Source organism: Mycolicibacterium insubricum, assembly GCF_010731615.1.
Classification (GTDB): domain Bacteria; phylum Actinomycetota; class Actinomycetes; order Mycobacteriales; family Mycobacteriaceae; genus Mycobacterium; species Mycobacterium insubricum.
In genome coordinates this window covers 3,897,133-3,916,876 of sequence record NZ_AP022618.1, presented here as the reverse complement: position 1 = coordinate 3,916,876, position 19,744 = coordinate 3,897,133, and the positions used below count along the sequence as shown (strand labels likewise).

Here is a 19,744-nt window from a genome sequence, read left to right as displayed (position 1 = left end):
TGAGACATGATAACTGGTGTGTCTCACGAGGCGCGGTTTGAGCTCTGCCATGCCGACAGCTGGGCCGATCCCTGGCCCATGTACCGGGCGCTGCGCGACCACGACCCCGTCCACCGCGTCGTCCCCGCCGACCGCCCCGAGGACGACTACTACGTGCTGTCCCGGCACGAGGACATCTTCACCGCGGCACGCGACCACCAGCGGTTCTCCTCGGCGTCCGGGCTGACGGTCAACTACCGCGAACTCGAACTCATCGGCTTGCAGGACAACCCGCCGATGGTGATGCAGGACCCGCCGGCGCACACCGCGTTCCGGCGACTGGTATCCCGTGGATTCACGCCGCGCCAGGTCGAGGCGGTCGAACCCAAGGTCCGCGCATTCGTGGTGCAGCGATTGGAACGCCTGCGCGCCAACGGCGGCGGGGACATCGTCGCCGAACTGTTCAAGCCGCTGCCGTCGATGGTCGTCGCGCACTACCTCGGGGTACCCGAGGAGGACCGCGACCAGTTCGACGGCTGGACCGAGGCGATCGTCGCCGCCAACACTTCCGAGGGCGGCATCGGATCGGCGCTGGAGACCCTTGGCGCGGCCCTGGGCGAGATGATGGGCTACTTCACCGGGCTGATCGCCCGTCGCCGCACCGACCCGGGCGACGACACCGTCTCGCATCTGGTGGCCGGCGGCGTCGGTGCCGACGACGCCGACCTGGCCGGGAACCTGGCCATCCTTGCGTTCACCTTCACCATGGTCACCGGCGGCAACGACACCACCACCGGAATGCTCGGCGGCACCGTGCAACTGTTGCACCAGCGACCCGATCAACGCCGACTGCTGGTCGAAACCCCGGATCTGATACCGGATTCCGTCGACGAGTTCCTGCGCCTCACCTCACCGGTACAGGGTCTGGCCCGCACCACCACCTGCGATGTCACCGTTGAGAACACCACCATCCCGGCGGGGCGCAAGGTGCTGCTGCTCTACGGCTCGGGCAACCGCGACGAACGCCAGTACGGTCCCGACGCCGGTGAACTCGACGTCACCCGCAATCCGCGCAACATCCTCACCTTCAGCCACGGTGCGCACCACTGTCTCGGGGCGGCGGCTGCACGGATGCAATCGCGCGTCGCACTCACCGAATTACTGTCTCGTTGCCCGGAATTCAGCGTCGATGAGGACGGAATCACCTGGGCCGGCGGTGGCTACGTGCGACGTCCGCTGTCGGTCCCGTTCACGGTGCTCTGATGACGGGGGCCGCACGTCGCGGGGACTGGCTGTCGGGATCGCGCGGCGAACTCGGTGCCGAACGCATCCTGGCCGCGGCCGGCGAACTGTTCGCCCGCCAAGGCCCGGCGACGGTCGGGATGAACGACATCGCCCGGGCGGCGGGGTGTTCGAGGGCGACCCTATACCGGTACTTCGAGAACCGCGAGGCCCTGCACGCGGCCTACGTGCACCGGCAGGCGCGAGAAGTCCACCGCCGCCTCGGAATTGAGCTCGCCGGAATCGACGATCCGCGGCGTCGGCTGACCACCGGATTCCTGCACGCGCTGGACCTGGTGCGCGCCGACCCGGCGTTGCGGTCCTGGTTCGCCGCGGCCGGCCCGCCGCTGGGCGCCGAGATCGCCGAGGGGTCCGCGGTGATCGTCGCGATGGCCACCGCGTTCGTCACGACGCTCGGCGCTCCCGGACCGGCCGATGTCGTCGACCGACGCGCCCGCTGGTTGCTGCGCGCGCTGACGTCGTTGCTGATCATGCCCGGGCGCGACGCCGATGAGGAACGCGCGATGATCGAGGAATTCCTGGTGCCGGTTCTGCTGCCGGCCCCGGCGACTCGGTAGCCGCCCGCCGCTTGATTCGTGCCGACGGGGTCAGGCTGCCCAGTAGGCCTGGGCCTTGATCTGGTTGCGTGGCACCGAGAATTCCTCTCGCAGGATCTTGGCGACGCGACGGGTGGTGCGGGTGTCGCACGCCACCCAGGCAAAGTGATCCGATGCGTCGAAGGCGCTGTCGCGGACCGTGTCGACGAGGACCTGCCCGTCGTCGCGCCGGTCCACCCAGAAGACTTCGGTCCCGGTGGCAACGGCGGGGATCTGCACCGGAAGCTCCCGATCGTCATCGTGGGCGGCCTCCAGGAACACCCACGCCGGCGTCTCGCCGACGGCCGCCAGCAGCGAGTTGATGGCCGGCAGCGATGCGGTGTCCCCGACCAACAGGTAGCCCGCCGGAGCCGGGCGCGGCAGGGCGAAGCTGCTGCCGAGCACGGTGACCTCCAGCGTGTCCCCGGGTGCGGCGTGACGTGCCCAGCGGGTGGCGATGCCGTCGTGCATGGCGAAGTCGATGTCGACGGTGCCACCGGCCGGATCCGGGTTGACCAGCGTGTAACCGCGCTGGTGCACCTTGGGACCGTCGGGGAACCAGCCGCGGACCCACATCGTCGGGTGCACCGGGCGCGACCGCAGCAGCGAACCGGAGTCGAAATGCAGTCGCAGGTAGTGCGGGGTGAGCTGGGTGCGACCGGTCACCGTGAGTGTGTGGTCGTCGCCGCCGCACAGGCGCACGAGCGACCCGGTCAGCCCGCGTGAGGTGCTGTGTTGCGCCATCGCCACCCTTTCCCGAATTTACAGTAAGGGTACCCTTACTTTGGGGCTGGTGGTTCGGTCCCTGCGCGCGCGACCAGGTCTCAGATCAAGGCGCCGGGGTTGAGGATGCCGTCGGGGTCCAGGGCTCTCTTCACCCGGCGGTTCAGCTCCATCGCCTCGGGCCCGATCTGACCGGCCAGCCACGGCTTCTTCAGCCGGCCGACACCGTGCTCACCGGTGATGGTTCCGCCCAGGCCGACCGCGAGATCCATGATCTCGCCGAACACCAGCTCCGCGCGCCGAGTCATGTCGGCATCGGTGGGATCGAACACGATCAGCGGGTGGGTGTTGCCGTCGCCGGCGTGGGCGATCACCGAGATCACCAAGTCGCGGTGCGCGGCCAGCGCCTCGATCCCAGCGACCAGATCGGCCAGGGCCGGCAGTGGCACACCGACATCCTCCAGTAGCAGCGCACCCTTGGCCTCGACAGCCGGGATGGCGTACCGGCGGGCGACGACGAACGCCTCGCCCTCGGCCGGGTCGGATGTCGAAAACACCTCGGTGGCACCGTATTCGGCGAAAACCTCGGCCATGTATTCGGCGTCGGCCGCACCGGCGCCGCCGCGCTCGTCGGAAGCCGCCACCATCATCGCCGCGGCGGAACGGTCCAGCCCCATGCGGAGTTTGTCCTCGACCGCGTTGATCGAGACGGCGTCCATGAACTCCAGCATGGCCGGGCGGATCCGCCCGGTGATGGTGACCACCGAGTCGCAGGCCGCACGCACCGAGCTGAAGGTAGCCACCACCGTGCTGGACGCCGGCTGAGCGGGCAGCAGCCGCAGCGTCACCTCGGTGATGACGCCCAGGGTGCCCTCGGAGCCGACGAACAATTTGGTCAGCGACAGGCCCGCGACGTCCTTGAGCCGCGGACCGCCGAGGCGCACCGCGGTGCCGTCGGCCAGCACCACCTGCAAGCCGAGCACGTAGTCGGTGGTCACCCCGTATTTGACGCAGCACAGCCCGCCGGCGTTGGTCGCGATATTGCCGCCGATGGAACAGATCTCGAACGACGACGGGTCCGGCGGATACCACAGGCCGTGCGCGGCGACGGCCGCCTTGACCTCCGCGTTGAGCAGCCCCGGCTGCACGACCGCGGTGCGGGTCACCGGGTCGACGGTGATATCGCGCATCTTCTCCGTCGACAGCACGATCCCGCCGTCGACGGCCGTCGCGCCGCCGGACAGGCCGGTGCCCGCACCACGCGGCACCACCGGGATGCGGTGGGCGGTGGCCCAGCGCAACACGGTCTGCACCTGCTCGGTGTTGGACGGGCGCACCACTGCCATCGGGGTGCCGGCATCCGGGTCGGCGGCGCGGTCCTGTCGGTAGGACGCCACGATGTCGGGGTCGGTGACGACGACGCCGTCGGGCAATTCGGCGATCAGGGCTGTGATCTGCGGATTGGACACGGAACGCAATCCTACGGACCGTCTGGAGCAGGCGAGTCCAGCTCCCGCAGCTGCGGCAATACCACCGACACCAACCCGACCACCAGCATCGGCACGGCCAGCGCCAGGAAGGTCACCGTCAGCCCCGCGGCGTCGGCCAGCGGGCCCGCGACGATCAGGCCGACCGGTCCCGCGGCATAGGCCAGCGATCCCATCACGCCCACCACCCGCCCGCGCAGCTGCGCCGGAGCCCGGGTCTGCATCACATAGTTGTAGATCGGCCCGATCGGCCCGTAAACCAGACCGACCAGCAGTGACAGCGCCAGGATCAGCGGCAGCGGCGGCAGGAAGGCGATCACCGCCGTCGTCGCTCCGAGGGTGAGGGTGGCGACGATCAGCGTGCTGCGACGAGCCAGGTAACGCGAGGTCACGGCGTATCCGAGCGCCCCGACGAGACCTCCGGCGGCCAGCGCCATCAGCACCCAGCCGAGCTGCCGAGGCTCGTCGCGGTCGGTGAAGTACTTGGGAAAAAGCACCGATTCGATCGGTACGTAGAGCCCGTTGACGATCAGATCGATCGCGGCCAGCGTGCGCAGTACCCGGCTGTGCCAGACGAACCGCAGCCCCTCGACGATCCCCGGCCACAGCCGGTCGGGCAGCTTCGCCCGGTCGGGGAGGCCCGCCCCGGCCAGCCGGATCGCCGCGACGGCCAGCATCGCCGCCGCGAACAGCACCGCGGTCACCCACATGGTCTGCACCCCGCCGAGCGTGGCGATCAGAAGCCCACCGATACCGGGCCCGACGATATAGGCGAGGTTGAACGCCGCCTGATAGCCGCTGTTGGCGTGGTCCAGCGACCAGCCGGCCTGCTCGGCGGCCTCGGGCACCATCGATATCCGCGCCGTCATTCCGGCCGGATCGAAGACCGCGCCCAGGGCGGCCAGGGCCGACAGCGACACCACGTTGATCGCGCCATCGCCGAGCAGCAGAGCCAGCAGCGGAACCATCGCCACCGACAGGCCGGACAACGCATCGGAAAGTATCGACACCCGTCGCCGGCCCAGGTAGTCCACCGCGGCGCCGGCCAGCAGCGTCGACGCCAGCAGCGGTACCGTTCCGGCCATCGCCACCACGGCGGCGTCGGCTGCGGAACCGTTGCGCTGCAAGGCAAGCCACGGGAAGGCGACGATCGTCACGCCGTTGCCGGCGCCGGCGGCCAGGGTGGCGAACAGCAACAGCAGCAGCGGACGTCGGGTGCGTTTCATGGCAGGAGAAGGCTAAGCCGCCGCGATCACCCGGGGCCAGCCGTTTTCCCGCCCAGAGCACGGGCGCACAATCAACCGTGATGGACCCACAGCCCCTGACGGAGGCACAGCCCCGGTTGCTGCCGCACCCGCGGACCGAAGAGCTCTTCGCCTCGCCGGTGCCGCCCGGTGCCGGCTGGCCCGGCGACCCGGCGGACGTGACCACCCCGGTCACCACCACCAAGGCCGCGGTGGCACGACGGGCCCGCAAGGCATCGACCCTGGCCGAACTGGACGCCGAGATCAGCGTGTGCCGCGCCTGCCCGCGGCTGGTCGCCTGGCGCGAGCAGGTCGCCGTCGACAAGCGCCGGGCGTTCGCCGGTCAGCCGTACTGGGGTCGCCCGGTGCCGGGTTGGGGCGACGAGCACCCCGGCATCTTCATCGTCGGCCTGGCGCCCGCGGCGCACGGCGCGAACCGCACCGGCCGGATCTTCACCGGCGACCGCTCCGGGGACCAGCTGTTCGCGGCGCTGCATCGGGCCGGGCTGGTCAGCGCCCCGGAGAGCCTCGATGCCGCCGACGGGTTGACGGCGACGGGCGTCCGGATCGGCTCACCGGTGCGCTGCGCTCCGCCGGCCAATGCGCCGACGCCCGACGAGCGTCACACCTGCGATCCGTGGCTGGCTGCGGAGTGGCGGCTGATCGCCGACGACGTCCGCGTGGTGATCGCCCTGGGCGGCTTCGCCTGGCAGGTCGCGCTGCACATGCTCGCCGATCGGCTCGACGGGCCCAAACCGAAATTCGGCCACGGGGCCGTCGCCGATCTCGACGGCGTGAAGCTGCTCGGCTGCTACCACCCCAGCCAGCAGAACATGTTCACCGGGCGCCTCACCCCGGCCATGATCGACGACGTGATGGCCACCGCGATCACGCTCGCCGGCTGAACGGGAACATTCCGGGACCCACGTTGTTGCACTCCGGCATGCAGCTTTCCGTTCTCGACCTGGTCCCGGTGCGCTCCGATCAGCGCACCGCGGACGCGCTGGCGGCCACCGTGGCGCTCGCGCAGACCGCCGACGACCTGGGCTACACCCGGTACTGGCTGGCCGAACACCACAACATGCCGCCGGTGGCCGCCACCAGCCCACCGGTGGTGATCGCCTATCTGGCCGCCCAGACCCGCCGCATCCGACTCGGGTCGGGCGGGGTCATGCTGCCCAACCACGCCCCGCTGGCCGTCGCCGAACAGTTCGCGCTGCTGGAGGCCGCCGCACCCGGGCGCATCGACCTCGGCATCGGGCGGGCGCCCGGCTCCGATCCGGTGACCTCGGCGGCAATGCGCGGCTGGACCGTCGACGTGGAGGCCGAACGCCGCCGCATCGACGAGTTCCCGAACTATCTCGACGAGGTGGCCGCGCTGATGAGTCCGCACGGTGCCCACGTCGCGCTGCGCTCCCGGGACGACTACGTTCTCAAGGCGACCCCGGTCGCCGACGGGCAACCGCGGATGTGGCTGCTGGGGTCGTCGATGTACTCCGCGCACCTGGCGGCCGCCAAGGGCCTGCCGTACGTGTTCGCCCACCACTTCTCCGGGCACGGTACCGCGGAGGCACTGGCGGTGTACCGCGACGAGTTCGTGCCCTCGGAGACCACACCCGAACCGGTGACCTTCCTGACCGTCAACGCTTCGGTGGCGCCCACCCGGGAGGAGGCCGAGCGCCTGCTGCTGCCGAACCTGATCATGATGTCGTGGCTGCGGACCGGCAAACCGATCCGGCCGATCTACCTCGTCGAGGACGCCGAGGCGCTGGCGCTCTCCGCCGTCGAACGAGCGACGGTCGAGGCCGCCCGCGCCGCCGCGATCGTCGGCGCCCCCGGCGAGGCGGCCGACGCAGTGCGGAAACTGGCCGACCGGTTCGGCGTCGACGAGGTGATGATCAACCCCGTCGGCTCCGCGCTGCGCGGTACCGATCCGGCGACGGCGCCCGCGCGGATCCAGACGCTGGAACTGCTGGCCAAGGAACTGCTCTAAAGCCCCGCCATCGCCTCGCGCAGCAGCCGCCCCGACTCCTCGCGGTCCGGATCCCGGCGCAGCAGCATCCCCTTGGCGAACCGCAGTTTGTCACCGAAGCGACGCGGAGCGACGTGCAGGTGGATGTGGAACACCGACTGGAACGCCGCCTTTCCGTCGTTGATGACGACGTTGCTACCGTCGGCGTGCAGACCGGAGACCCGGGCGGCCTGCGCCACCCGCTGGCCGAGCGCGATCATCCCGCCCAGCACCGGCGCCGGGGTGTCGGTCAGATCGATGTGGTGATCCTTGGGAATGATCAGCGTGTGGCCGCGGACCATCGGGCGGATATCCAGGAACGCCAGGTAGTCGTCGTCCTCGTAGATCCGGACCGCCGGGGCTTCGCCGGCGACGATGGCGCAGAACACACAAGACATGCCGACCACCGTAGATGCCCGGCCCGCGTCCAGATACCGCGACTAATGTTCGGGCCATGGATTCCATCGATGTGGCGTTTGCCGGTGCCGCAGAACAGGCCCGGCTGCTGGCGGCCGGTGAGATCACCGCTCCGGAGCTGATCGAGCTGTACCTGGAGCGCATCGCCCGGCTCGATCCGGAACTACGGTCCTACCGGACGGTGATGGCGGATCACGCCAGGGAAGCCGCCATCGCGGCACAGGAACGCCTCGATGCGGGGGAAAGCGCGCCCCTGCTCGGCGTGCCGATCGCCATCAAGGACGACACGGATGTGGCCGGGGAACTGACCTGCTTCGGCAGCAACGCGCACGGCCCGGCGGCGACCGCCGACGCCGAGGTGGTGACCCGACTGCGCGAGGCCGGCGCGATCATCCTGGGCAAGACGGCGGTGCCGGAGATGATGGTGTGGCCGTTCACCGAATCGGTCTCCTTCGGCGCCACCCACAACCCGTGGGACGTATCGTGCACCCCCGGTGGCAGCAGCGGCGGCAGCGCGGCGGCCGTCGCCGCGGGCCTCGCGCCGTTCGCGCTGGGGACCGACGGGGGCGGGTCGATCCGCATCCCGGCGACCTGGTGCGGGCTGTACGGCATCAAACCTCAGCGCGGCCGCATACCGACCGCGCCGATGACCGACGGCTGGTGCGGCCTGGCGCACCTGGGACCTCTGACCCGGACCGTCGAGGACGCGGCGCTGTTCCTGGACGTGACATCCGACCCCGCCATGCCCGGTCCCGATGGCGGGTTCCTGCACGCCGTGGCGCAACCACCCAAGCGGCTGCGGATCGCACTGAGCACCCAGGTTCCGCCGTTGGTCACCGCGCACCGCAACCATGAGCAGCGCGCGGCCGTCGCCCAGGCCGGCGATTTGCTACGCGAACTCGGCCACGATGTGACCGAGCGGGAAATCGACTACCCGACGTTCGCCGTGTACGGCCACTTCCTGCCCCGGATGTACCGCGGCGTGTACGACGCCGTCCAGGAACTGCCGCACCCCGAACGCCTCGACTCGCGCACCCGCGGCGTGGCCCGGATCGGCCAGCTGATCTCCGACCGGCTGATCGCCAAAGTCCGCGCCGCCGAATCGGAGATCGCCGCCCGGATCAACACGATCTTCGACGACGTCGATGTGGTCATCACCCCGGGGTGCGCGGCCGGGCCCTCGAAGGTCGGCGCCTACCGTCGGCTCGGCGGCGTCACGACGATGTCACTGGTCGCCGCGCGGGTGCCGTACCAGGCCGTCTTCAACGCCACCGGTCAGCCGGCCGCGGTGCTGCCGTGGGGCCTGGACCGCGCCGGGTTGCCGCTGTCGATCCAGTTGGTGGGGCGCCCGTTCGACGAGGCCACCCTGTTGGCCTTGAGTGCCGAGATCGAGGCCGACCGGCCCTGGGCGCAGCGGCGACCGTCGATCAGCTGATCCGATCGATACCCGGGCGGTACGTTGACTACCGTGGCCGACGATCACACGATTGAGGAATCCGGTCTGCTCGACGGGCTTACCGGCCCGGCTCGTGCCGAGCGGGCCGAACTGGTCGATTGGCTGCTGACCAAGGGGGTCTCCGTCGAACAGATCCGTTCGGCGGTGGCCCCGACGCTGTTGGTGTCCCGACGGATCTTCGGTGACGACGGTGAACTCGTCAGCGTCCGCGATGTCGCCGAGCGGGCCGACCTCGATCTGGCGTTGACCGAACGACTGCTGCGAGCGATCGGGCTGCCGCACACCGACAGTCCCGACGAGCGGGTCTACCTGCGCGCCGACGGCGAGGCGGCCGTGCAGATCGCGGAGTTCGTCAGGCTCGGCGTGAGCCCCGGTGAACTCGTCCGCACGGTACGCACTCTGGCCGAGGGGATGGCGCCGGTCGCCGAGTTGATGCGCAACGCCGCGCTGAACCTGGTGATCCGCCCCGGTGCAACGGAATTGGACGTCGCGCAGCGGTCGGAGACGCTGCTGGAGTCCTCGCTGCCGCTGGTCGGGCCGATGGTGACCGGCCTGCTCATGGTGAAACTGCGCGACGTGCTGCGGACCCGGGCGGTCAGCGCGGAGGAACGCGCCCAGGGCGTCCCCCCGGGCGCCGAGGACATCGCCGTGGGATTCGCCGACCTGGTCGACTTCACCCGGCTGGGGGAGATGATGCCGCCGGAGCAGATCGAGCAGATGGCGCTGCGGCTGTTCGACATCGCCCGCGACGTCGTCGATCCGCCGGTGCGGCTGGTCAAGACCATCGGCGATGCGGTGATGGTTGTGTCCCCGGATCCACTGTTGTTGTTGAAGGCCATGCTCGACCTCTCCGATGCGGCCCGTGCGGAGGAGGGGTTGCCGCGGCTTCGCACCGGACTGGCGTGGGGGCCGGCGGTCGGCCGATCCGGGGACTGGTTCGGCAGTCCGGTGAACCTGGCCAGCCGGGTCACCAGCGCCGCCCGGCCGGATACGGTGCTGGTCACCGAGGCATTCCGGGAGCAGGTGGGCGATCGCGACGACCTCACCTGGTCGTTCGCCGGCGCCCGTCGGCTCAAAGGGATCAGCGGCGATACGAAGGTGTATCGGGCTCGTCGGGTCGAACCGGCGCAGTAGCCCGGCGCACCATGTCGCGGTAGGCGCCGCCGCGGGCCAGCAGCGCCGCAGGCGGACCGGATTCGACCACCCGTCCACCCTCGACGACGACGATCGCGTCGGCGTCGCGAACGGTGGAGAGCCGGTGCGCGATGATGAAACAGGTTCGGTTCCTGCGCAGTTCGGTCAGCGCCCGCTGGACGGCCAGTTCGGTGCGGGTGTCCACCGAACTGGTGGCCTCGTCGAGAACCAGGACGTCGGGGTGGGCCAGGAACGCGCGGGCGAGGCTGATCAGCTGGCGCTGTCCGGTGCTGAGCGTGCTTTCGCCGACCGCGGTGTCATAGCCCTTGGGCAACGTCGCGGCAAAGTGATCGACGAACGCCGACCGTGCGGCGGCCTCGATCTCGTCTCGCCCGGCGCCCAGTCGGGAGTAGCCGATGTTGTCGGCGATGGTGCCGTCGAACAGCCAGGTGTCCTGGCTCACCAACGCGATCCGGGAGCGCAGCTCGGCCCGGTCGACGTCGCCGATGTCTACGCCGTCGTAGTAGATCCGGCCGCCGTCTGGATCATAGAATCGCATCAAGAGGTTGACCACGGTGGTCTTTCCGGCACCCGTCGGGCCGACGATCCCGACGGTGCTGCCGGCCTCGGCAGTCAGCGACAGCCCGCGCAGCACCGGGCGGCCGCTGCGGTAGCCGAACTCGACGTCGGAGAACTCGATCCGCGGTGCGCTGCCCGCGGGCCCCGGCGGGGCACCCCCGCCGTCGGCGTCCTCCTCCGGCTCGTCGACTTCCGGCTCGTCGAGGAACTCGAAAACTCTTTCCGCACTGGCCAGCCCGGATTGCAGCAGAGTGTACATTCCGGCGATCTGGCTCAGCGGCTGGTTGAACTGCCGGACGTAGGTGATGAACGCCTGGATGCCGCCCAGGGTGATCTGGCCGGTGGCCACCTGGACTCCGCCGACCACCGCGACCACCACGTAGCTCAGATTGCCCACAAACGTGGTGGCGGGCCCGATCAGCCCGGAGACGAACTGTGCGCCCAGGCCCGAGCGGTACAGCTCGTCGTTGCGCTCGGCGAAGCGTTCCCGTGCCGCCTGTCGATGCCCGTAGGTCGACACGACGGCGTACCCGCTGTAGGTCTCCTCGGCGTGCGCGTTGAGCAGACCGGTGTTGCGCCACTGCGCGGCAAAGAGTTTGCGGGAACGACGGGTGATCGCGCGACTGGCCCACAAGGTGAGCGGCACCGAAACCACCGCGATCGCGGTCAGCATCGGGGAAATGGTGGCCATCATGACCAGCACGGTGAGCAGGGTGAGCATCGAGGACAGCAGCTGGTTGACCGTCATCGACACCGAGACGGCGATGTTGTCGACGTCGTTGGTGACCCGCGACATCAGCTCGCCGCGCGGCCGGGAGTCGAAGTAGCGCACCGGGACACGGTGCACCTTGGCTTCGACCTCGGTACGCAGCCCGGCCAGGGTGCGTTGCACCAGCACGTTGAGCAACCTGGCCTGGATCCAGATCAACAGCGCGGCAACCAGATAGAGCAGCAACGCCCAGGACAGGGTGTGCGCGACGGCGGTGAAGTCCACCCCGCGCCCCGGAACGACGTTCATCGCCGACAGCATGTCGGCGAGGTTGGCATCGCCACGCGCCCGCGCCTCGGCCACCGCCTGGGCCTTGTCGATGCCCGACGGCAACCGGGCGCCGATCACCCCGTCGAAGATCAGATCGGTGGCGTGCCCGAGGATCCGTGGGCTGATCGCGGTGATGGCGATCCCGCTGACCGACAACGCCAGGATCGCGATGACCGTGAACCGCATCGGCGCCAGCCGGCGCAGCATCCGCATGGCGGTGCCCGACAGGTTGCGGGCGCGTTCCCCGGAGTTCTCCTGAGTGCCGCGGAGCGGGGGAGTCACCGGGCTACCGCCGGGTCCTGGGAATCGGCCAGCGACCGGTACGCCGGGCAATCGTCGAGCAGCTGCTCGTGGCGCCCGAGCCCGACCACCCTGCCGTCCTGCAGCACCACGATCCGGTCGGCCTCGACGACCGTGGAGATGCGCTGGGCCACGATGACGACCGTCGCATCCGCGGCCGCCTCGCGCAGGCGTGCGCGCACCGCCGCGTCGGTGTGCACGTCCAGGGCGGAGAAGGCGTCGTCGAACAGGTAGACCGCGGGGCGGCGGATCACCGCCCGGGCGATCGCCAGCCGCTGACGCTGACCGCCGGAGAAATTCGCGCCGCCCTGGGCCACCGGCATCGCCAGCCCGTCCGGATCGGCGGCGACGAACTCCTCGGCGCAGGCGATGCGCAGCGCCGCCCACATCTGCTCCTCGGTGGCATCGGGTCGCCCGTAGCGCAGATTGTCGGCGACCGTCCCGGAGAACAGGTAGCCGCGCTGAGGCACCACACCCAGGGCTGCCCACAGACAGTCGGTGGGCCAGTCGCGGACGTCGATACCGTCGAGCCGGACGCCGCCGGCATCGGCGTCGTAGAGCCGGGACAGCAGCGCCACCAGTGTCGACTTGCCGGACCCGGTGCCACCCACGATCGCGGTCGTGGTGCCGGGCAGCGCGGTGAAACTCACCCCGGCCAGCACCGGCTCCTCGGCTCCTGGATAGCCGAAGCCGACGTCGGTGCACTCCAGCACGCCGGTCACGGGACCAGCGGGGACGCGGGGGTCGGGGGGCTCGGAGACGGCGGGGACGGTGTCCAGCACCTCGGTGACCCGTTCGGCACACGCCGCGGCCCGCGGCAGCGCGGTCAGGAACATCGTGGTCATCAGCACGGCCATCAGGATCAGCAGGAAGTAAGACAGGAACGCCACCAGCGATCCGACCGCCATGGCACCGGCGTCGATGCGCTTGCCGCCGAACCAGATCAGCGCGACGCTGGAGATGTTGATGGTCAGCGTCGCGATCGGCAGCAGCAACGCCTGGCGCGCCCCGGCCGCGGTGGCGGTGTCGCGCAGCTCGGCGTTCGCGGCGCCGAATCGGTCCTGTTCGAAGGACTCCCGGCCGAAGGCGCGGATCACCCGGATCCCGGCCAGCTGCTCGCGCAGCACCCGGTTGATGCCGTCGATCAGGGTCTGCATCCGCCGGAACACCGGCAGCAACCGGATCACCACCGCGCCGTTGGAAAACGCCAGCACGGGAACGCTGACCAGCAGGATCCAGGCCAGCCCGGCGTCCTGGTGGATGGCCATGGCGATGCCCCCCACGCACATGATCGGCGCGGTGACCAGCGTGGTGAACGTCATCTGGGCCAGCGCCTGGATCTGGCCGACGTCGTTGGTGGTCCGGGTCAGCAACGTCGCGGGACCGAGGCGGGTGGTTTCGGCGAGGGAGAATTCGGTCACCCGGTCGAACACGGCGGCGCGCAGATCCCGCCCGAAGCCCATCGCCGCCCGGGAGCCGAAGAACACCGCGCCGACCGAACAGGCCACCGCCAGCCCGCTGATCGCCAGCATCACCGCGCCCAGCCGGACGATCACCGCGGTGTTCCCGACGATGACGCCGTCGTCGATGATCGCGGCGTTGAGCGTCGGCAGGTAGAGCGCGGCCAGGGTGGTGATCGACTGCAGCGCGACGACGGCGGCGACCGGACGCCGGTAGGGCCGCAGGTAGCGGAGCACCAGCGCCGTCAGCATCCCGTTACTCTCGCACATCCCGGCGTCGGCGCGATCTGATGGACACGCCATAACGGCAGGTCAGTACGGTGTTCCCCGTCGTGGACAACGGCTGCGGCTACAGTGACGGGGTGACGAAGAGATCCGGGCTCGCCGCCGCCTTGTTCGCCGCGGTGTCCGCCGTTTCCCTGGTCGCGGGGTGTTCGGAAGACAACGGCCCGGCGCAGCCGGCCGGCGGCGGCGCGCCGGCGGACGCGGCGCAGGCCAAACACGGTCCGTTCTTCCCGGAGTGCGGTGGCATCAGTGACCAGACGGTCGCCCAGCTGACCCAGGTGTCCGGGGTGGTCGGTACCGCCAAGAACCCCGGAGGCTGCGTGTGGCTGGTCAACGGCGGAATCCTGGGCCCGCACTTCTCCTTCACCTGGTACCGCGGCAGCCCGATCGGCCGGGAACGCAAGACCGAGGAACTCACCCGGGCCAGCACCGAGGACATCACCATCGAGGGCCACAGCGGATTCATCGCCAAGGGCTCGGACGTCGACGCGGACAACCCCCTGTGCGAGATCGGCATTCAGTTCGACGACGACTTCATCGAATGGTCGATCAGCTTCGCCAGCAAGCCGTTCCCCGATCCGTGTGACGTCGCCAAGGAACTGACCAAACAGTCGATTGTGAACTCGAAATGAGCGCGCGCATGTTCGCACCCGCTATTGCGCGACGACTGCTGGTCGCGGTTCTCGTCGTGGTGTCCGTGTTCGCCCTGGGTGCCTGTAGCCGCGCGATCACCGGTACCCCGATGCGTGCCGGCGCCAGCGACAGGGGCAGCCGGCCCCAGGACACCTACCCGAATCTGCTCAAGGAATGCGACAAGCTCGACAACACGCTGATCGGGCAGTCCGTCGACGCGGACCCGCTGAACATCCAGAGCACCTTCGTCGGGGCCGTGTGCCGCTGGCAGCTGCTCAACAAGGCGAATGTGATCGTCGATCTCACTCTGATGTGGTTCGAGCAGGGCAGTCTCGACAACGAGCGCAAGGTCGCCGAGCAGATGCAGTACAAGATCGAGAACCGGTCGGTGGCCGGGGTGTCGTCGATCGTCATGCGGGCCAACGATCCCAACGGTTCCTGCGGGGTGGCCAGTGACGCCGAGGGCGTCGTCAGCTGGTGGGTCAACCCACAGTCACCCGGCGTCGACGCCTGCGGTCAGGCCATCAAGCTGATGGAACTGTCCCTGCAAACCGCAGCCTGAGCAGGTCCTGCGCGCCTGAGCAGGTCCTGCGCACGCCTACCGCGGGATGTGGAAGGTGGTCAGGGCCGCCGAACCCGGCTCCAGCGCCGACCAGTCGCCGTCGAACCGGAGGACGGCCAGTGCCGAGGTCGGGTACTTGCAGGTGATCTCGTCGATGGCGTCGTCGTCGGTGCCGGGCGCGCCGGCCAGGATCAGCGCGGTCGACGACACGGCCGGCTCGTGGCAGACCACCAGCAGGGTGAGCGGGTCCACGCCGAGGCCGTAGTCGCCGATCCCGTTGACGGTTTCGATGACCGCACCGGGGGTGGCGTCGTAGAGGTCGTCGATGAAACTCACCGGTGCCTCGATCCCGGTGCGCTCCAGCGTCTGGCGGGTCCGGGTGGCCGTCGAACACAGCACCGCTTGCACCGCCGGGTCCGGTCCCGCCGCCGATCGCAGCCAGTCGCCGGCCAGCGCCGCCTCCCGGATCCCGCGGGCGGCCAGCGGACGGGCGTGGTCGCCGACGCCGGGCGGATAGGCCGACTTGGCGTGCCGCAACAGCACGAGGGTGCGTGATCGGTCGGTCATCTCGTCAGCGTAGGCCCAGGCCACCCGGGTTGTCCGGCGCGGTCCGGGCAACGGGCCGGGCGAGGTCCGAGGAGTTGTCGGTGGGCCGTCTTAGACTCCCCGCAACAGGCAAACCCAGGACGCCGGGAACGGCGCTCCGCACCGAAAAGGCACCACCGTGACCCGCTTTCTGCACACCGCCGACTGGCAGCTGGGCATGACCCGGCACTTCCTGGCCGGCGATGCGCAACCGCGCTACTCGGCGGCCCGCCGCGAGGCGGTCGCGAAGCTCGGTGACCTCGCCGCAGACACCGGGGCGGAGTTCGTCGTGGTGGCCGGCGATGTCTTCGAGTTCAACCAGCTCGATCCGCGGGTGGTGTCCACCTCACTGGAGGCCATGCGGGCGATCGGGATCCCGGTGTACCTGCTGCCGGGCAACCACGACCAGCTGGACGCCTCGTCGGTCTACACCAGCGCGCTGTTCGACGCCGAGTGTCCGCCGAACGTCACCGTGCTGGACCGCAGCGGGGTGTTCGACGTCCGGCCCGGGCTGCAGATCGTCGCCGCGCCGTGGCGCAGCAAGCACCCCACCACCGATCTCGCCACCGCCGCGGTGCACGGCCTGCTGCCCGACGGGACCACCCGGATCCTGGTCGCCCACGGCGGCGTGGACACCCTCGACCCGGACCCCGGCCGGGCGTCGCTGATCCGGACCGGGCCGCTGGAGCGGGAGCTGGCCGACGGCGTCATCCACTATGTGGCGCTGGGTGACAAGCACTCTCGCACCCGGGTGGGCGATACCGGCCGGATCTGGTACTCCGGTTCGCCCGAGGTGACCAACTTCGACGACGTCGAATCGGACTCCGGCCACGTGCTGATCGTCGATATCGACGAGACCGCGCCCCAGCGTCGGGTCACCGTGGACTCCCGACGGGTGGGCCGGTGGCGGTTCGTCACGCTGGACTGCCGCCTGGACGACGACCGCGACATCGCCGACCTGGACCTGAACCTCGACCAGCTGCCGGACAAGGAACGCACCGTCGTGCGCCTGGTGCTCACCGGCACCCTGACGGTGACCGACCGGGCCCGGCTGGACGCCTGCCTGGATCGCTACGCCCGGCTGTTCGGCTGGCTGGGCCGGTGGGAGTCGCACTGCGACCTCGCGGTGGTGCCGGCCGACGGCGAGTTCACCGACCTGGGGTTCGGCGGTTTCACGGCGTCGGCGGTCGAGGAGCTGGTGGCGACGGCGCGCTCGGCCGACGCCGCGGACGCCCAGGCCGCCCAGGGGGCCTTGGCATTGCTGCTGCGGCTGGCCGGGCGGGCCGCGGCATGAGCGCCGGGGGCCGGGGCGAGCGGGTGGCGCGATGATCATTCACCGGTTGACACTGACGAACTACCGGGGGATCGGCCGCCGTGAGGTCACCTTCGCCGAGCGCGGCGTCACGCTGGTGTCCGGCGCGAACGAGATCGGCAAGTCCTCCATGATCGAGGCGCTGGATCTGCTGCTGGAGGTCAAGGACCGGTCGACCAAGAAAGAGGTCAAGGCCGTCAAGCCGACGCATCTGGATGCCGGTGCCGAGGTCGAGGCCGAAATCAGCTCGGGCCCCTATCGTTTCGTGTATCGCAAGCGGTTCCACAAGCAGGCCGAGACGAGTCTGACGGTGTTGGCGCCCGCGCGCGAGCAGGTGACCGGAGACGAGGCCCACGACCGGGTGCGCGCGATCCTGGCCGAGACCGTGGACACCGGGTTGTGGCAGGCCCAGCGGGTGTTGCAGTCGGCCTCGACGGCCCCGGTCGATTTGGCGTCCTGCGACGCCCTGACCCGAGCCCTGGACCTGGCCGCGGGTGACCTCGATGAGGCCGTGCTCTCCGGTGACGAGCCCGCGTTGCTGGACCGCATCGACGCCGAGTACGCCCGCTACTTCACCGCCACCGGCCGGCCGACCGGCGAGTGGGCCAAGGCCATCGCCGACCTGGATGCCGCCCGCGCAGAGGTGGGCCGGTGCGCCGCCGCCGTCGCCGAGGTCGACGCCCGGCTGCACAGCCACGCCGAACTGACCGAGCAGATCACCACCCTGCGCGGAGACCGGGAAGCGGTCGCGGACCGGCTGGCAGCCGCGCGGAAGGCAGCCGCCGCGACGGCGGCACTGGCCGGGCGGTGCGACGCCGCGGCGACCGCCGCGACCACCGCGCGTGCGACGGCGACCATCGCCGCGACCGGCCACGCCGACCGGCTGCGGCTGTGCACCGAAGCCGCCGAGCGATGCACCGCCGAGCGGGCCGTCCGTGCCGCCGCGACCGTCGCCGGCGAGGCCGAGGACACCGCCCGCCAGGTCACCGACGCCGCCGCCGCGGAAGCCGAGCTGGCCGCCGCCGAGCTCGCCGCGGTGACCGCCCGCGCGGCGGCCGCGGCCGAGCAGCTGGAGCGGCTCCGTCGCCGCGACGACGCCGAACGGCTGGCCGGCCGTCTGGAGCGAATCGACGCCGCGCGTGCCGAGCTGGCTGCGGCCGAGGCGCTGCTGTCTGTAAACACGCTGACCGACAGTCGATTTCGGGAAATCGAAGCCGCCGACTCCGCGGTCCGGACGGCCGAGGCGCAGGCCGACGTCACCGCCACCGGCCTGGAACTGACCGCAGAGACGGATGTCGACGTCGAGCTGGATGGCACGCCGCTGCATCTGGCCCCGGGCAGCGCCCGGGCGATGCGCCTCGGTGCGGCCACCGAACTCCGGGTGCCCGGTGGGCTGACGATCCGAATCACCCCACCGGCCGCGGCGGCCGAGGGCCATGCCCGGCTGGTCGCCGCTGGCACCCGGCTCGCCGACGTCCTGGCCGCCGCCGGGGTCGCCGACGTCGTCGCCGCTGCCGCGCGCCACGATGAGCGTCGCGAACTCGACGCGCGCTGCGCCGGGCTGCGGGCCGCGGTGACCGGGCTGTGCGCCGACGAGGATCCGGACCGGTTGCGCGAGCAACTCGCCGTCCTGCGCGCGGAGCTGGCACCGACGGACACGACGGAACCCATGGATCTGGCGGAGGCCCGGGCGGCATCCGAGGCCGCGGCGGCCGAACTCGCCGCCGCGACCCGCCGGCTCGATGTGGCCCGTGCGGCCACCGCCGAGGCGACCGCGCGGCTCAACGAGCGGGTTGCGCAGGCCGCGGTCGCCCTCGCCGCGGTACAGACCGCGACCGTCGAGCGAACCGCCGCCGACCACCGGCTGGCGCAGGCCCGAACAGAACGCGGCGACGACGAGCTGGCCGCGGTCGCCGCTTCGGCGACCGAGACGGCATCGACCGCCGAGCAGGACCTGCATCGATTGCAGCTCGAACTGGCCGCGGCGCACCCGGAGACGGTGGCAGCGGAACTGGATGCGGCCGAGGACCGGGCGCATCAGCTCGACGATGCGCTGACCGACCGGCAGGCCGCGTTGCGGGACGTGACCGTCGAGCTGGCCCTGTTCGGCACCGAGGGACGTACCAGCCGGCTCGACGCCGCCGAGATGGCCCTGGAGCACGCGACCCGCGACCACGCTCGGATCGGTGACCGGGCCCGTTCGGTGCAGACCCTGCGGTCGGTGATGACACGGCACCGCAGCAACACCCAGCTGCGCTACGTCGAGCCGTTCCGCAACGAGGTTCAGCGGCTGGGGCGCAGCGTGTTCGGTCCGACATTCGAGGTCGAGATCGATCCGGATCTGCGGATCCGCAATCGCACCCTGGACGGCGCCACGGTGCCCTATGAATCCCTGTCCGGTGGGGCAAAGGAACAACTGGGCATCCTCACCCGGCTGGCGGTGGCCGCACTCGTCGGCCAGGATGACGCCGTCCCGGTGCTCATCGACGATGCGCTGGGGTTCACCGACCCGCAGCGGCTGTCCCGGATGGGGGCGGTCTTCGACCTGGCCGGCTCTGGGGGACAGGTCATCGTTCTCACCTGCTCGCCGTCACGGTTCGACTCGGTGCCGACCGCCCACCGGGTGGAACTCAGCGCCTAACTGAGCGGGAGCACAATGGA

The 19,744-nt window shown here is 70.5% G+C and carries 17 protein-coding genes; 10 read left to right on the top strand and 7 right to left on the bottom strand.

Translation table 11 applies throughout. The features are described from left to right. The first annotated feature begins 6 nt into the window (after window positions 1-6). Window positions 7-1,242: a cytochrome P450 gene (locus G6N16_RS18435; RefSeq protein ID WP_083029140.1), complete on the top strand. Its 1,236-nt coding sequence runs from the start codon at window positions 7-9 to the stop codon at window positions 1,240-1,242. Next, on the top strand, window positions 1,242-1,838 hold the full coding sequence (locus tag G6N16_RS18430; RefSeq protein ID WP_083029139.1) for a TetR/AcrR family transcriptional regulator: 597 nt from the start codon (window positions 1,242-1,244) through the stop codon (window positions 1,836-1,838). The genes G6N16_RS18435 and G6N16_RS18430 overlap by 1 nt, the downstream gene beginning before the upstream one ends. Before the next feature lie 30 nt (window positions 1,839-1,868). On the opposite strand, the gene G6N16_RS18425 is transcribed toward G6N16_RS18430, so the two are convergent. The 3 genes from G6N16_RS18425 to G6N16_RS18415 form a co-directional block, all read right to left on the bottom strand. Then, a complete protein-coding gene (locus G6N16_RS18425) occupies window positions 1,869-2,600 on the bottom strand; it encodes a siderophore-interacting protein (protein WP_083029138.1) in 732 nt (243 codons plus the stop codon). Window positions 2,601-2,680: 80 nt separating this feature from the next. Further along, window positions 2,681-4,048, bottom strand: a complete 1,368-nt coding sequence (locus tag G6N16_RS18420) for an FAD-binding oxidoreductase (protein WP_083029210.1) — start codon at window positions 4,046-4,048, stop codon at window positions 2,681-2,683. Between the two features lie 11 nt (window positions 4,049-4,059). Then, window positions 4,060-5,292 (bottom strand): multidrug efflux MFS transporter Tap, encoded by a 1,233-nt coding sequence (locus tag G6N16_RS18415; protein ID WP_083029137.1) that lies wholly within the window; start codon window positions 5,290-5,292, stop codon window positions 4,060-4,062. Between the two features lie 80 nt (window positions 5,293-5,372). On the opposite strand from G6N16_RS18415, the gene G6N16_RS18410 reads away from it, so the two are divergent. Together G6N16_RS18410 and G6N16_RS18405 are read left to right on the top strand one after the other, a co-directional pair. After that, a complete protein-coding gene (locus G6N16_RS18410; protein WP_083029209.1) occupies window positions 5,373-6,215 on the top strand; it encodes a uracil-DNA glycosylase in 843 nt (280 codons plus the stop codon). A 38-nt stretch (window positions 6,216-6,253) separates the two neighbouring features. Further along, window positions 6,254-7,303: an LLM class flavin-dependent oxidoreductase gene (locus G6N16_RS18405; RefSeq protein WP_083029136.1), complete on the top strand. Its 1,050-nt coding sequence runs from the start codon at window positions 6,254-6,256 to the stop codon at window positions 7,301-7,303. Here G6N16_RS18405 and G6N16_RS18400 read toward each other — a convergent pair. Then, complete coding sequence (locus G6N16_RS18400; protein WP_083029135.1) at window positions 7,300-7,719, bottom strand: HIT family protein; 420 nt, start codon at window positions 7,717-7,719, stop codon at window positions 7,300-7,302. The two genes, G6N16_RS18405 and G6N16_RS18400, sit on opposite strands and share 4 nt — an antisense overlap. A 56-nt stretch (window positions 7,720-7,775) precedes the next feature. Between G6N16_RS18400 and G6N16_RS18395 the strand changes: the two genes are divergently transcribed. Both G6N16_RS18395 and G6N16_RS18390 read left to right on the top strand, forming a co-directional pair. Further along, window positions 7,776-9,173, top strand: a complete 1,398-nt coding sequence (locus G6N16_RS18395; RefSeq protein ID WP_083029134.1) for an amidase — start codon at window positions 7,776-7,778, stop codon at window positions 9,171-9,173. 33 nt (window positions 9,174-9,206) lie between these two features. Then, on the top strand, window positions 9,207-10,328 hold the full coding sequence (locus G6N16_RS18390) for an adenylate/guanylate cyclase domain-containing protein (RefSeq protein ID WP_083029133.1): 1,122 nt from the start codon (window positions 9,207-9,209) through the stop codon (window positions 10,326-10,328). On the opposite strand, the gene G6N16_RS18385 is transcribed toward G6N16_RS18390, so the two are convergent. Both G6N16_RS18385 and G6N16_RS18380 read right to left on the bottom strand, forming a co-directional pair. Next, entirely contained in the window at window positions 10,276-12,159 is a 1,884-nt protein-coding gene (locus G6N16_RS18385; RefSeq protein ID WP_110810704.1) for an ABC transporter ATP-binding protein, read from the bottom strand. The genes G6N16_RS18390 and G6N16_RS18385 overlap by 53 nt on opposite strands. Before the next feature lie 65 nt (window positions 12,160-12,224). Then, window positions 12,225-13,958, bottom strand: a complete 1,734-nt coding sequence (locus G6N16_RS18380) for an ABC transporter ATP-binding protein (protein ID WP_083029131.1) — start codon at window positions 13,956-13,958, stop codon at window positions 12,225-12,227. A gap of 110 nt (window positions 13,959-14,068) precedes the next feature. Here G6N16_RS18380 and G6N16_RS18375 point away from each other — a divergent pair, with 110 nt between their 5' ends. Beyond that, a complete protein-coding gene (locus G6N16_RS18375) occupies window positions 14,069-14,623 on the top strand; it encodes a DUF3558 domain-containing protein (RefSeq protein WP_110810703.1) in 555 nt (184 codons plus the stop codon). Window positions 14,624-14,631: 8 nt separating this feature from the next. Further along, complete coding sequence (locus G6N16_RS18370) at window positions 14,632-15,186, top strand: DUF3558 domain-containing protein (RefSeq protein ID WP_179961218.1); 555 nt, start codon at window positions 14,632-14,634, stop codon at window positions 15,184-15,186. A gap of 36 nt (window positions 15,187-15,222) precedes the next feature. Here G6N16_RS18370 and G6N16_RS18365 read toward each other — a convergent pair whose 3' ends face one another. Continuing rightward, window positions 15,223-15,753 carry a SixA phosphatase family protein gene (locus G6N16_RS18365; RefSeq protein ID WP_083029206.1) on the bottom strand — a complete coding sequence of 177 codons (531 nt, stop codon included), beginning with the start codon at window positions 15,751-15,753 and terminating at the stop codon, window positions 15,223-15,225. 157 nt (window positions 15,754-15,910) lie between these two features. On the opposite strand from G6N16_RS18365, the gene G6N16_RS18360 reads away from it, so the two are divergent. Both G6N16_RS18360 and G6N16_RS18355 read left to right on the top strand, forming a co-directional pair. Continuing rightward, window positions 15,911-17,065, top strand: coding sequence for a metallophosphoesterase family protein (locus G6N16_RS18360; RefSeq protein WP_268948452.1), 1,155 nt, complete (start codon window positions 15,911-15,913; stop codon window positions 17,063-17,065). 31 nt (window positions 17,066-17,096) lie between these two features. Beyond that, window positions 17,097-19,724 (top strand): AAA family ATPase, encoded by a 2,628-nt coding sequence (locus G6N16_RS18355; protein WP_083029130.1) that lies wholly within the window; start codon window positions 17,097-17,099, stop codon window positions 19,722-19,724. Window positions 19,725-19,744: the final 20 nt, after the last annotated feature.

Bases quoted from the DNA above. Each gene is read 5' to 3' on its own strand.
- G6N16_RS18435 (WP_083029140.1), top strand. From the start codon at position 7: ATGATAACTGGTGTGTCTCACGAGGCGCGGTTTGAGCTCTGCCATGCC.
- G6N16_RS18430 (WP_083029139.1), top strand. From the start codon at position 1,242: ATGACGGGGGCCGCACGTCGCGGGGACTGGCTGTCGGGATCGCGCGGC.
- G6N16_RS18425 (WP_083029138.1), bottom strand. From the start codon at position 2,600: ATGGCGCAACACAGCACCTCACGCGGGCTGACCGGGTCGCTCGTGCGC.
- G6N16_RS18415 (WP_083029137.1), bottom strand. From the start codon at position 5,292: ATGAAACGCACCCGACGTCCGCTGCTGCTGTTGCTGTTCGCCACCCTG.
- G6N16_RS18410 (WP_083029209.1), top strand. From the start codon at position 5,373: ATGGACCCACAGCCCCTGACGGAGGCACAGCCCCGGTTGCTGCCGCAC.
- G6N16_RS18405 (WP_083029136.1), top strand. From the start codon at position 6,254: ATGCAGCTTTCCGTTCTCGACCTGGTCCCGGTGCGCTCCGATCAGCGC.
- G6N16_RS18400 (WP_083029135.1), bottom strand. From the start codon at position 7,719: ATGTCTTGTGTGTTCTGCGCCATCGTCGCCGGCGAAGCCCCGGCGGTC.
- G6N16_RS18395 (WP_083029134.1), top strand. From the start codon at position 7,776: ATGGATTCCATCGATGTGGCGTTTGCCGGTGCCGCAGAACAGGCCCGG.
- G6N16_RS18385 (WP_110810704.1), bottom strand. From the start codon at position 12,159: ATGCGGATGCTGCGCCGGCTGGCGCCGATGCGGTTCACGGTCATCGCG.
- G6N16_RS18380 (WP_083029131.1), bottom strand. From the start codon at position 13,958: ATGCTGACGGCGCTGGTGCTCCGCTACCTGCGGCCCTACCGGCGTCCG.
- G6N16_RS18370 (WP_179961218.1), top strand. From the start codon at position 14,632: ATGTTCGCACCCGCTATTGCGCGACGACTGCTGGTCGCGGTTCTCGTC.
- G6N16_RS18365 (WP_083029206.1), bottom strand. From the start codon at position 15,753: ATGACCGACCGATCACGCACCCTCGTGCTGTTGCGGCACGCCAAGTCG.
- G6N16_RS18355 (WP_083029130.1), top strand. From the start codon at position 17,097: ATGATCATTCACCGGTTGACACTGACGAACTACCGGGGGATCGGCCGC.